General features: G+C 40.3%; 11 protein-coding genes and 2 tRNA genes. 8 read left to right on the plus strand and 5 right to left on the minus strand.

All coding sequences use genetic code 11. The features are described 5' to 3' along the window. Nucleotides 1-71: 71 nt before the first annotated feature. A complete protein-coding gene (locus AVJ20_RS01600) occupies nucleotides 72-935 on the minus strand; it encodes a lytic transglycosylase domain-containing protein (protein ID WP_111883899.1) in 864 nt (287 codons plus the stop codon). A gap of 497 nt (nucleotides 936-1,432) precedes the next feature. Between AVJ20_RS01600 and ttcA the strand changes: the two genes are divergently transcribed. Beyond that, nucleotides 1,433-2,362 carry a tRNA 2-thiocytidine(32) synthetase TtcA gene (gene ttcA, locus AVJ20_RS01605; RefSeq protein WP_078192144.1) on the plus strand — a complete coding sequence of 310 codons (930 nt, stop codon included), beginning with the start codon at nucleotides 1,433-1,435 and terminating at the stop codon, nucleotides 2,360-2,362. Nucleotides 2,363-2,584: 222 nt separating this feature from the next. Then, nucleotides 2,585-2,968 (plus strand): SCP2 sterol-binding domain-containing protein, encoded by a 384-nt coding sequence (locus AVJ20_RS01610; protein WP_078190434.1) that lies wholly within the window; start codon nucleotides 2,585-2,587, stop codon nucleotides 2,966-2,968. A gap of 75 nt (nucleotides 2,969-3,043) precedes the next feature. On the opposite strand, the gene AVJ20_RS01615 is transcribed toward AVJ20_RS01610, so the two are convergent. Beyond that, nucleotides 3,044-4,156 carry a transglycosylase SLT domain-containing protein gene (locus AVJ20_RS01615; protein ID WP_078192143.1) on the minus strand — a complete coding sequence of 371 codons (1,113 nt, stop codon included), beginning with the start codon at nucleotides 4,154-4,156 and terminating at the stop codon, nucleotides 3,044-3,046. A 365-nt stretch (nucleotides 4,157-4,521) separates the two neighbouring features. Between AVJ20_RS01615 and greB the strand changes: the two genes are divergently transcribed. The 6 genes from greB (at nucleotide 4,522) to epmA (ending at nucleotide 8,587) form a co-directional block, all read left to right on the plus strand. Further along, nucleotides 4,522-5,019, plus strand: a complete 498-nt coding sequence (gene greB / locus AVJ20_RS01625; protein ID WP_078192141.1) for a transcription elongation factor GreB — start codon at nucleotides 4,522-4,524, stop codon at nucleotides 5,017-5,019. Between the two features lie 83 nt (nucleotides 5,020-5,102). Beyond that, nucleotides 5,103-5,192, plus strand: a tRNA-Ser gene (locus AVJ20_RS01630). A 229-nt stretch (nucleotides 5,193-5,421) separates the two neighbouring features. Beyond that, nucleotides 5,422-5,511 (plus strand) — tRNA-Ser (locus AVJ20_RS01635). Between the two features lie 166 nt (nucleotides 5,512-5,677). Next, the gene (locus AVJ20_RS01640) at nucleotides 5,678-6,430 is read left to right on the plus strand and encodes a class II aldolase/adducin family protein (protein WP_111883900.1); all 753 of its coding nucleotides are present in this window, start codon (nucleotides 5,678-5,680) and stop codon (nucleotides 6,428-6,430) included. A gap of 115 nt (nucleotides 6,431-6,545) precedes the next feature. Further along, nucleotides 6,546-7,613, plus strand: coding sequence for a 4-phosphoerythronate dehydrogenase (locus tag AVJ20_RS01645; protein WP_111883901.1), 1,068 nt, complete (start codon nucleotides 6,546-6,548; stop codon nucleotides 7,611-7,613). A 5-nt stretch (nucleotides 7,614-7,618) separates the two neighbouring features. Next, complete coding sequence (gene epmA, locus AVJ20_RS01650; RefSeq protein ID WP_373423834.1) at nucleotides 7,619-8,587, plus strand: EF-P lysine aminoacylase EpmA; 969 nt, start codon at nucleotides 7,619-7,621, stop codon at nucleotides 8,585-8,587. Between the two features lie 135 nt (nucleotides 8,588-8,722). Here the strand turns inward: epmA and AVJ20_RS01655 are convergent, their stop codons facing one another. From AVJ20_RS01655 to AVJ20_RS01665, 3 genes are all read right to left on the minus strand, one after another. Continuing rightward, complete coding sequence (locus tag AVJ20_RS01655; protein WP_111883903.1) at nucleotides 8,723-9,196, minus strand: hypothetical protein; 474 nt, start codon at nucleotides 9,194-9,196, stop codon at nucleotides 8,723-8,725. A gap of 161 nt (nucleotides 9,197-9,357) precedes the next feature. Beyond that, nucleotides 9,358-10,599, minus strand: a complete 1,242-nt coding sequence (locus AVJ20_RS01660; protein ID WP_111883904.1) for a multifunctional CCA addition/repair protein — start codon at nucleotides 10,597-10,599, stop codon at nucleotides 9,358-9,360. A gap of 81 nt (nucleotides 10,600-10,680) precedes the next feature. After that, on the minus strand, nucleotides 10,681-12,960 hold the full coding sequence (locus AVJ20_RS01665) for an NADP-dependent malic enzyme (RefSeq protein ID WP_111883905.1): 2,280 nt from the start codon (nucleotides 12,958-12,960) through the stop codon (nucleotides 10,681-10,683). Between the last annotated feature and the right edge of the window lie 36 nt (nucleotides 12,961-12,996).

Here is a 12,996-nt window from a genome sequence, read left to right on the forward strand (position 1 = left end):
TATGAGGTGAAAGTCTTAAAATTTCAAGGAAAAATTAGTAAAACAGATGCAATTTTACAAAATCAGTGAATTTATTCATTGAAATAAATACGCGCTGAAGCAGACGCATTTGCTGTGGCAAATGAACCTGAAGGTGCGTCGGTAAAACTAGCATTGTCTGTTTGAATAATTTGACGTGCTGATGATTTAGCAACCGTAGGGGCAGCAGCATGATAATTATCCGAACTGGCAATAATCCGACCACTATTTGAAGCGATATTGGAATTACTCGAACCTGATACACTTAAACTACCAGCATATAGGTTATTGTAGCGGCTAGTGACACGGCGGACATAATCTTGTGTTTCGCGAAAAGGTGGGATACCACCATATTTTGCGACATTGCCTTCACCTGCGTTATAACCTGCTAAAGCAAGAGACGTATTGCCATTAAAACGTTTCAGTAGCCAAGATAAATATCGAGCACCAGCCATAATGTTCTGATGAGGATCATAAGCATTTGTTACATTGAAGCGACGTGCTGTGGCAGGCATGAGCTGCATTAAACCTTGAGCCCCAACAGGTGAACGAGCATTAGTGTTAAAGCCTGATTCGGTATGCATCACCGCTTTGATTAGACCTTCGGAAACACCATGTTGGGCCGCTGCTTGTTTAATAATATTGTCAAAGGCATTTTTATTCCGACTATAACTGGGTAAGACAGACGCTTCATTTGAGCCCCAGTTACTATAACTATGGATATTACTGTCCGGATAGTAGGTTTTTTTTTCAACTTTTAGATTGCTATAGCGGCCTTGTTTATTGGTCAGTAACGTTGTGCCATTACTTTCACGCAATTGATAAATCGTTTGGCCGGCAAAAATGTTTGGTGCAGCTAAACTGATAGCCACACTTCCACCTAATAACAGCCCCAAAGTCCAAGTAATGTTTTTCATTTTATTGTGAAGAAAAATTCTGTCCCCAAACAGTTAAAGAGAGTTTATCAAAAAAAAATTAGATGAAAAGGCTTCATAGACTGATTTCTTCTTTACTTTGTAAAAATCAAGTCATTTTGATGATTCAATAATCAAAAAAAATATTTATTTTTTTTTATTGATCTTAACTTGACACACTTAAGTCATTGATAATTAAATTTATTTAAATTGATCAAAAAATGATCAATTTAAATAAAAGCCTTAAAATAAGGGCGGCTCACCTTGTCAAGTCATTTAGAATCCACAAAGTTATCCACAGCTTTTGTGGACAACTGTGGAAAAGTCCAAAAGATAAGCATTTGGGCTAAAAAATGAACTGTACCGTATAGAATATTGCACTGAAGATTACGTGATCATGACAGTATTTCTACTTTTTTCGGAAATTACATTCTTTTGATGCGAGAAGTCTGCGAATCGGATAAAATTGCGCGGTATTTTTTTTTAGGTTTAACTCGTCTATGTTCTCGCCAGTTGAGTCCGAACAAGGATTTAATTTCAAACCAGAACTACCAACTAGCTCTGCGTATTATCGTCTATTGAAAAAGCTACGCCGTCAGGTCGGTCATGCCATTCGTGATTTTAAAATGATCGAAGAGGGTGACAAAGTGATGGTCTGTATTTCAGGCGGTAAAGACAGTTATACCTTGCTCGACATTTTGTTGCAGTTTAAGCGTATTGCGCCGATTAATTTTGATGTGGTTGCGGTTAACCTTGACCAAAAACAGCCGGGTTTCCCTGAAGACGTATTGCCACGTTATTTAGAAGAAAACAAAATTCCGTATTACATCTTAGAAAAAGATACTTACAGCATTACCAAACGTTTAACACCAGAAGGTAAAACGTATTGTGCAGTATGCTCACGTCTACGTCGTGGTTCGTTATACGGCTTTGCTCAAGAAATTGGGGCGACGAAAGTGGCTTTAGGTCATCATCGTGATGATATTTTGGCGACGTTCTTCTTGAACTTGTTCCATGGCGGCAGCTTAAAAGCCATGCCACCGAAATTATTGTCTTCTGACAAAAAGAACATTTTGATTCGTCCACTGGCTTATGTGGAAGAAAAAGACATCATCAAATATGCAGAAATGCGTAAGTTCCCAATTATCCCGTGTAATTTGTGTGGTTCTCAGGAAAACTTACAACGTGCGATGCTAAATGACATGCTGCGTACTTGGGATAAAGAATTTCCAAAACGTTTACACAGTATTTTTGGTGCGTTGCAAAATGTATCACCTTCACAACTGGCTGACCGTGAGTTATTCGACTTTGAAGCCCTAGATGAACAACGCGAATTTGACTTTAAAAATAGCGAAAGTTGTTCAACTGAAGAAGGTGAGTCAGAAAGCAAACGCATTAATATGGTGAACTTAGGGTTTATGGCAGATTAAGCCGAAAACCTTATCACGCAAAAGGCATTCTACGGAATGCCTTTTTTATGCTTATGATTTTTCACATTTTGTTGTTAACCAGTTAAATATTGAACGGCGCGTACAAAAAACTTTAGCCTTTTCACAAATGATCATGCTATAACAAACCTCAAGCAAAATATGCTTGCACTGATGTTGTCCGGAACGGCAACACACACGAACAAAATAAATTGAGGAAAGATCATGCCTGCTTTTTTAACTGATGATTGGTTTTCAACTGTAGAAACTCTGACAGCTCAAGCTGGTGATTTAAACTTACCACCTGCATTGGCTAATCTTGCAATTAACCTTGTGGTTGCTGACGCTGCAGGCAATACTGAATTGTCATTAGACGGTGGTGCAATTAAAAAAGGTTTATCTTCAAACGCGAAAACAACTTTGAACATGGATGCTGAAACTTTACGTAAAGTATTCCTTGAGTTTGATATGGCTGCAGCGATGCAAGCGTTTATGACGGGCAAAATAAAAGTACAAGGTGATATGTCACAATTGATGGCATTGCAAACAGCAAAACCAAGTACTGAGCAAAAAGATTTATTCAAAAAAGTACTTGAGCAAACTGCTTAAGTTTAAAACGAAAAAAGCTTACCCGAAGGTAAGCTTTTTTTGTGCGCTCACATGTAAATGTTAGGTGGACGCATATTAGATATTCACAAGTTGAGGTGTGGTTTTAATATGTTCCAAATACGCACGAATACGCGTGACATATTGCACAGCTTGACGATAACGACCATTGCTGGCCTTGTTACGGTCTAGATAAGCATATAAATTCACCCACTTATTTGGGTTTTTACCCTGAGATTGGATGCGCTTTTGAATCTGACTTACAGCACCAGGACCCATGTTATAAGCCACTAAGGCATACCAATTACGATCTGGGTATGGAATGTTACTATAACGGTTTAGCATTTGGTCATAGTACTTTGCACCACCTTGAATGCTTTGAGTCGCATCTGTACGGTTGCTCACACCCATGGCTTTTGCTGTACTGTTGGTCAGCATCATAATGCCACGAACACCCGTTGGGGATACCGAGTCAGGTTTGAGGTAAGACTCTTGATAACCAATCGCTGCCAATAAATGCCAGTCTAGATCGTATTGCTTGGCTGTGTTTTTAAAACTTGCCTTATAGATCGGCATACGTTTACTTAAATCACGTTGAATCACATTCCAAGAATCTTGTTTGACCACATTACGGTTGTAGAATGATGCCAACTGTCCAATTGCGCCATTTTGTTTGGCACGGCAAATAAAACCACTCGCGGTTTGGCTTAGTGGATCATCTGCATTTTTAAATACCCAGTTTAAGTTGCTGTTTAAACCATTCTTTTTTAAAGAAACGGTATCACCACAACTGGCTGAAAATGACGTCAAATGCTTGGCTTCAATAGTACTCATTTCGGCAGTGGTCATAGCAAAATTGGCTTGACCTTTGGCAACCATTTTTAAAGCAGTGGCATTGTCATTCACTGTTTTAAAATCTAATTGGACATTTAAACTTTCTGCATAGTTACGTGCAAGGTCGTAACCAAAACCATGTCGATGTTTACCATCCTGAAAAACAATGGCAGGATTGGCAACTGCAACAACAGTGAGTTTATTACTGTTGACGACAGCATCATATTGATGTGCTGTTTTGCTGGCATTAATACTGTGAAAAGGAATTAAGATAGTACTAAGTGCAAGCGCTTTAAATGGGAGAGAGTTAAAAGAGTTAAGGCAAAGCCTCGACCCAGAAGTTGAACTACTGTGCATGTTGTCTCCGCTACAAGTAATTTATGCCCTAAAAAGCAAAGGCAAACAGGCCTCAGACTTTTTCAAGTTTGATAAATTCAATAAGGGTTGGGCAGTCATGACGTCATTCAAAAATGACTAGGGGGTTTCGGGAAATATGTAGAAAATCTACACTGGATAAAAATTAAACAAGCCTAAAAGATGTGCGCATAATAATGAGCAAAAAAATACTTGTCAAATTTTGTACGAAAAAATATTAAAATATGTGACATAAACAATTGATTTTGTTTGGGAATAAATTTTATATACTTTGCCTGTGTAGAAATGGAGGATAAAATAGGCATGTTTTGTAAAAATCAGCACTTGCTCAAGGCCTAAAAATCATCATGAAATCTAACTTAATTACCCGTGGTGGACACGATTTATTGGTCGCTGAACTTCAACATTTATGGCATGAAGAGCGACCTGAAATTACCAAAAAAGTGAACTGGGCGGCTAGTCTTGGTGATCGTTCGGAAAACGCGGATTATCAATATAATAAGCAATTGTTACGCAAAATTGATCGACGTGTACGCTACTTGGGAAAACGTTTGGAAGAGCTTCGTATTATCGATTACTCACCCGAACAAAAAGGGAAAGTCTATTTTGGGGCATGGGTTGATATTGAAAATGATGACGGTGAACAAAAAACGCTAAGGATTGTGGGGGTAGATGAAATTTATGATCATCATCCGCAACATATCTCAATTGATTCACCTATGGCTCGGGCACTCTTATCCAAGCAAGTGGATGATGAAGTCGAAGTCCTAACCCCGCTGGGGAAAAAATGTTGGTATATCAATTCAATTCGTTATGAAATGGGCGAAAGCACTGAAAAACAATAAACTGCTTTTATTTTGTTCAATTGGACGTGTTTTTTACAAAATAATTTGCCATTGCTGAATTTTATTTATATGATGGCGGCCATGGAAGCGTGGCAGAGCGGTTTAATGCACCGGTCTTGAAAACCGACGAGGGCGCGAGTCCTCCGTGAGTTCGAATCTCACCGCTTCCGCCATATTCAAAAACCCTGATGTTTTTAGCATCAGGGTTTTTTTATGTGCGTAAATTGAGGTAATGCAATTAGCCTTGACCTCAATTCAATAAATTTTGATTGAGCTTCTATTTTTCAGCTCGAAGCCAAAATTTTACAATCGCCTAAATTTTGTATGAACGATTTGCCAAGTGTTCAAAATAAGGCAAAATAATTTGCCAATCTGAATTTTTATTTATATGATAGCGGCCATGGAAGCGTGGCAGAGCGGTTTAATGCACCGGTCTTGAAAACCGACGAGGGCGCGAGTCCTCCGTGAGTTCGAATCTCACCGCTTCCGCCATATTCAAAAACCCCCAATGTTTTACATTGGGGTTTTTTTATTGCCTAAATTTTTGAATAGTTTTTTTCTACAGGCGAAGTTGATATACAGCATGGATATGACGTGCTATTAATTATTCACAATAAACAGAAAACATAATTAATCGATTTAGAAAAGGAATTCATCCATGCAAAAACCAGAGCTTATTCATGAACTGGAATGGCAAGCGCGTTGTCAATTGGCGGCACTGTATCGCTTAGTGGCTTATTATAAAATGACCGACTTAATTGATACTCATATCAGCCTGCGTTTAAGTCATGAACCGGAGCATTTTTTGATTAATCGTTATGGTGTGACCTTTGACAAAATGACAGCTTCTGATTTGGTCAAAATTGATCATGAAGGTAAAATTGTGGAAACCTATGATGCAGGGAAGATGGTGAATGTCGCAGGATTTGTGATTCATTCGGCCTTACATCATGCGCGTGCAAATATTAATTGCGTTATTCATACGCATACTGCAGATGGCGTGGCAGTTTCTGCCCAGGAACATGGATTATTGCCAATCTCACAACATGCGTTAAAGTTCTATCAGAACATTGCTTATCATGAATATGAGGGTATTGCCTTTTCAACTGAAGAGCGTGAAAGACTGGTACAAGATATGGGGCATTATCGCTGCATGATTTTACGCAATCACGGCTTGCTTGCGACTGGAGAGAGTGTAGCACGGGTATTTCATGAAATTTACTTTTTAGAACGGGCTTGTCAAATTCAAGTAAAAGCGTTGTCGAGTGCTACATTGCATTATCCGAGTCCTAAGGTTTGTGAACATACGTTGCAGCAGTTTGAAAATCCGATGGCCGAGCCAATTATTCAAGCGGCTTGGCAGGCGGCTTTGTCTTTAATTAAAGATCAGCAGTCAGATTATTGTCGCTAATATAATTTTCTATCATCTAGCTTATAAATAAATGGCGCTGTGGCTTATGTGCAGAAGAATAGTCATGGCATGAGCAACGCGTTATCATATTCATAGTGGAACTATGAGATGAACTATGAAAATCGTTGCAGATGAAAATCTGGCATTTACTGAGTATTTTTTTGCCGAATTTGGTGAAATAAAGCAAGCGGCAGGTCGAACATTGACCCATGCAGATGTCAAAGATGCCGATGCATTATTGGTGCGATCGGTGACTCAGGTAAATGCAGACTTTATTCAACAGACCGCACTCAAATTTGTCGGTAGTGCTACGATTGGAACAGATCATTTAGATATTAATGCTCTAGAAAAGCAGGGCATTGCTTGGTCAAATGCCACAGGTTGTAATGCACAAGCGGTTGCTGAATATGTGATTACTGCATTGCTCTACATTAAACCTCAACTGTTGAATGCAAATGAACAATTTACCTTGGGTATCGTTGGTTTAGGTAATGTCGGTTCACGTTTGGCTGTCATGGCAGAATTATTAGGTTGGAATGTCATTGGCTATGATCCATTTGTGCAATCTGATCAGGTGAAACAAGTTGAATTTGCAGAACTGTTAAAAAATGCAGATGCGATTAGTACCCATGTGCCACTAACTAAAGTGGGGGAATATCCAACCTATCATTTAATTAATGCTGCTGCACTTGCCGCTATGAAGCCTTCAGCGATTTTGATTAATTCCGCGCGTGGGCCAGTGGTCGAAGAAGCTGCCTTAATTGCCGATATTCAACAAACTCAGCGTAAAGTGGTCTTAGATGTTTTTGAACATGAGCCAGAGATTTCAGCAGCGTTGTTGGATTTAATTTACGTGGTGACACCCCATATTGCCGGCTATAGCTTGGAAGGTAAAGCACGTGGCACACAGATGATCTATGAAGCATTCTGTCAAACTTTCAATCAAGCTATAAATAAAGCCTTTGAAAGTCAGTTGCCCGTCTGTGAGCAGTATTTTACTGGTGCTGACTTTAAGATGGTATTACAGCGATACTTAAAAGATATTTATGACATCGCTCGTGATGATGCCAACTTACGTGCTTGCCTAAAAGACGGTAAAGTGGATCAAAAAGCTTTTGATTATTTACGTAAAACCTATCCTTTACGCCGTGAATGGGCTGCACATGGAGGCCCAGCAGCATGAGTCAAATGAACTTTCAACCGAGTTGTGAACTCACTGCACTTCGTGCACGTGCCACGATGTATGCTCAAATTCGCCAGTTTTTTGCTGCACGTGATGTACTTGAAGTGGAAACACCTGTGCTTTCACAAGCGGGTGTCACCGATGTGCATTTAGCATCGGTACAAGCTCAGCGTCATGTGAATGGTCAAAAGCAAACGCATTATTTGCAAACTTCACCTGAATTTGCCATGAAGCGTCTGTTGGCAAGTGGCAGTGGGCCTATCTACCAAATTTGTAAAGTTTTCCGTGATGATGAACATGGACGTAAACACAACAGTGAATTCACCATGTTGGAATGGTACCGTCCGGGTTTTAGCTTAAAAGACTTGATGTTTGAAGTGACGGATTTATTGAATGAAACCTTGAAACAACGCTTTGGTGAAATTCGTCCGACTATTTTGAGCTATAAGCATGCCTTTATGGATCGTTTGGATTTGAACCCGTTACAAGCTTCTTTACAAGATCTAAAAGATTGCTGTCGTCGTGTGGGGCTAAGCTTAGATTTGGGTGAAGACCGTTTAGGCTATATGGATTTATTGTTCTCACATTATGTTGAGCCGAGTCTCGGTTTTGATACGCCAGTGTTCCTGACAGATTTTCCACCGGAAATGGCTTCTTTGGCGAAAACCCGTGTGGACGAAGATGGTGAATTGGTTGCAGCACGATTTGAGCTCTATATCGAAGGTTTGGAGTTAGCGAATGCTTATGACGAACTGATTGACGCAGACGTTTTACGAAGTCGTTTTGAGGCAGATAATGCAGAGCGCGCAAAACTTGGGTTGCATGTGATGCCGATTGATGAATATTTGCTTGCTGCATTACCGCATATGAGTGAGTGTGCAGGTATAGCCTTAGGCATTGATCGATTGCTAATGGTGGCTATGAATCAGCTAAAGCTTGAAAAAGTCATTAGTTTTCCAGCAGCTGTGTCATAAGTGAACTGAATAGCTGCTGTCTATAAATGCTTATACATTTTAGACAGCAGCATAGCTTTCAAATTTAAAAAGGCCTATCAACGTATAGATTGTGATTTAGCGATAATATGTCTAAATATGTATAAAAGATGCAATTTAATTACAGCAGAGTAGCTCAAATTTTATATAAATTATCAATGTCACAATAATAAAAAGAGTAATAAAGGCTATTTCAAGACCTTTATTTCTTTGAATTTTTTTATGATAGAAAACAATGCTGAGTGGGGAAAGAAAAAAGGAGACAATTATCGCCCACAGCCAGTTTAAATTTGGGCTTCTATCAATACTCCCGTCATTCTGTGTAGTCCAGTCTTGATGTGGATGAATAAAATCCACAGCAGCGCTCGCCAATAGAAAAATATTAATATAAAACATAACTCCCAAAACTATATAAAAAGGAATAGAGCTTATAAATGAACGCTTAATTATTAAGGAGCCTAAGGCTAACATTCCAAAAAATATCATGATGAGCTGTGGCAAACTTTTTAAAAGGGTTTGGGTAAAGCCCATCCCTACTAGGAGTCCGCAAAAGACAATAGCAATCAATATATTGGAAAGTTGTTTCTTCATTATTTTTATTCTTTTTACCAGTCTTAAATTGGGTTGAGTATCAGTATTTAATTTTCAGAGATGACACTAGAATATTTCAATTTTTCATTTATTTCAAAATACTTCGGCAGGCTTAACAGCAATGATGAAAGTCAATCCTCTCATTTCTGAGAGGATTTATTTTAAGCTGTAGGCGTGTTATGGCCGAGTTCATGCTTGAATTGTCCGATAGCTTCAATTCGTTTCTGAATCAACATTTCACCAATATCAGGGCCTTTCACATCTGAAGGTAAGTCAGCAGCCTTAATATTACGAACCACCTGCATGGCATCTAAAACGTATTTAGCTTGCGGATAGGCACGATCCTCTAAACCTAAGCGACCACGTGAATCACATTCACAGGCTTGTACAAAGGCCTCTACGCGTTCAGGACGGCGTAGCACATCCATACGTTGTAACAGACGCCACAATGTCCCCGGTTTTAAGCTCAAGGCTTGATGGCATTTTAAATGCTCTTTACAGACTGAGATAGCCAATTGTTTGGTATTGGTGGGAACACGCATACGGTCACAGACATCAGTAACTGGTTTTACACCACGCTCTTCATGCATGATATGGCGCGGTAACTCATCTACTGGAGTGAGTGCTTTGCCCAAGTCGTGTACCAGTACAGCAAAACGAACATCCAAAGAATAATTCGCACGACAGGCTTGCTGTAGCGACATCATGGTGTGAATACCACAGTCTATTTCAGGATGATATTCAGGACGCTGTGGAATACCGTATAACGCATCAATTTCAGGGAACAAGACTTTTAAAGCGCCACAGGCTCTTAATACCTCAAAATATTCATCTGCGTGGTCTTCCATTAATGCACGAGACGTTTCCTTCCATACACGTTCAGGTGTAAGGGCTTTAAGCTCGCCAGATTTGGCAAGCTCTTGCATCAGTTCCAATGTTTCATCAGCCACTGTAAAACCTAAAGCTTTATAACGTGCCGCAAAACGTGCAATCCGCAGAACTCGCAAAGGATCTTCGACGAAGGCATTAGAAACATGGCGAAGGACACGCTGTTCTAGATCACGTTGACCGCCATAGGGGTCATAGACATTACCTGCATCATCCATAGCAATCGCATTGATCGTGAGGTCACGTCGAATGAGATCTTGTTCGAGTGTGACATTGACGTCGGTATAAAATTCAAAGCCATGATACCCATGTCCAGACTTACGTTCTGTACGGGCTAAGGCATATTCGTCTTTGGTCTCTGGATGAAGAAAAACAGGGAAATCTTTACCCACAGGTTGATAACCTTGAGCAAGTAATTGTTCCGGCGTTGCACCGACAACGACATAATCTTTTTCGTGATAGGGGTGCCCGAGCAAGTGATCTCGAACTGCACCGCCTACTAAATAAACTTGCATGAAAAAACCTCTATTCTTAGAGCAATCATGCTACAGAACAGAGGTTTTCTCAAGTCACAAAGTGTGTTCACGTCAACTAAATTAGAGTGCTAATTTTTCGTTTTCTTGAATCTCTGCAACAGTTAATGCAGTCATATTCACTAAACGGCGAGTTGTCGCTGTTGGTGTTAAAATATGAACAGGTTTTGCAGCACCCAAAAGAATTGGGCCAATCGTCACGTTACTACCCGATGTTGATTTCAACAAGTTGAACGAAATGTTCGCTGCATCCAGATTCGGCATAATCAGCAAGTTCGCAGAACCTTTAAAACGTGAGTTCGGGTATGCGAAATGACGAATATTTTCATCCAATGCAGCATCACCATGCATTTCACCTTCAACTTCAAGTTCAGGTGCAATTTCTGACAAAATATCATAAACCTTACGCATTTTTTGTGCGCTAGGATCATTTTGGTCAGAACCGAAACTTGAGTGAGAAAGCAATGCTACACGCGGCGTAATACCAAAACGGCGTACTTCTTCAGCCGCTAAAATAGTCATTTCAGCAAGTTGTTCAGCTGTTGGATTACGGTTAATGTAAGTATCAGCAATAAACAAGTTACGATCTTCAAGCATCAATGCATTCAGCGTGAAGAAGTTATTACGGCCTTCTTTTAGCCCAATCACATTGCTGACGAAGTCTAAGTGAATGTCATAGCTAGAATAAGTACCACACAGCATACCGTCAGCCACACCATGACGAACCAGCATTGCAGCGATCAGGGTAGAGCGACGACGTGCTTCACGCTGTGCGTATTCAGGTGTTACGCCTTTACGCTGCATGATGCTGTAGTAATCATCTGCAAACTTATCGTAATCAGGGTTTTTCTCTTGATCAACGATAGTGATGTTCACGCCGTCTTCAAGACGTAGACCTAATTTCTTGATGTTTGCTTCAATGACTGCTGGACGACCGACAAGAATTGGTTTTGCCAAACCTTCATCAACAGCAATTTGTACTGCGCGAAGTACACGTAAATCTTCACCTTCAGCATAGGCAATGCGTTTTGGATCAGTTTTTGCTTGCGCAAAAATTGGTTTCATCATGAATGCAGAGTTATAAACAAACTCAGACAAACGTTGACGATACGCAGAGAAGTCTTGAATTGGACGAGTTGCAACACCTGAATCCATTGCTGCTTGTGCAATTGCAGGTGCAATCTCAAGAATCAAACGTTGATCTAATGGGCGTGGAATGAGGTAATCACGACCAAATGAAGCAGATTTTTCACCATACGATGCAGCGTCTGCTTCAATGTGCGCCATGCGAGCAATCGCATGTACACAAGCAATCTTCATCTCTTCATTAATTGTAGTTGCGCCCACATCTAGTGCACCACGGAAGATATACGGGAAGCAGAGCGCATTGTTCACTTGGTTTGGATAGTCTGAACGGCCTGTTGCCATAATCACGTCAGGACGTGCTTCATGTGCATGTTCAGGAAGAATTTCAGGGTCTGGGTTAGCAAGGGCAAAGATAATCGGATCTTTCGCCATGACTTTAACCATTTCTTTGGTCAAAATACCTGCTGCTGAAAGACCAAGGAACATGTCCGCACCTTCCATTACATCAGCAAGCTGAGAGCCTTCGATGTCTTGAACATATGCCTTTTTCGATTCATCCAAGCCTTCACGTTTAGTCGTCAATAAACCACGTGAATCTGCCACAACGATGTTTTCTTTTTTCGCGCCAAGTGCACAAAGTAAGTTCAAACACGAAAGCGCAGCAGCACCTGCACCAGAAGCGACAATTTTGATTTCTTCAATTTTTTTACCATTGAGTTGAAGTGCATTCAGTAATGCAGAACCCACAATGATCGATGTACCGTGTTGGTCATCATGGAACACAGGAATATTCATGCGTTCACGAAGTTTTTGCTCGATGTAGAAACACTCTGGGGCCTTGATGTCTTCAAGGTTGATACCACCGAAAGTTGGTTCCAATGCTGCAACGATATCTACGATTTTGTCTGGATCGTTTTCAGCAATTTCAATGTCAAAAACATCAACACCAGCGAATTTTTTGAATAGAACGCCTTTACCTTCCATAACTGGTTTTGACGCTAAAGGACCAATGTTACCTAAGCCCAGTACGGCTGTACCGTTACTGACTACAGCAACAAGATTACCGCGCGCTGTGTAAAGTGCAGCAGTAGATGGGTCGCGTTCAATTTCTAAACAAGGTGCAGCGACACCTGGCGAGTATGCGAGGGCTAAATCGTGTTGGTTGACCAATTGTTTGCTTGGTGTAACGCTGATTTTCCCCGGAGTTGGAAATTCGTGATAATACAAAGCCTGCTGTTTTAAAGATTGATCGTCCATCTGTATCTCGATTGTGTTTTGTTTATCCAATATAAA

This window comes from Acinetobacter sp. CFCC 11171 (assembly GCF_003268405.1).
Lineage (GTDB): Bacteria > Pseudomonadota > Gammaproteobacteria > Pseudomonadales > Moraxellaceae > Acinetobacter > Acinetobacter amyesii.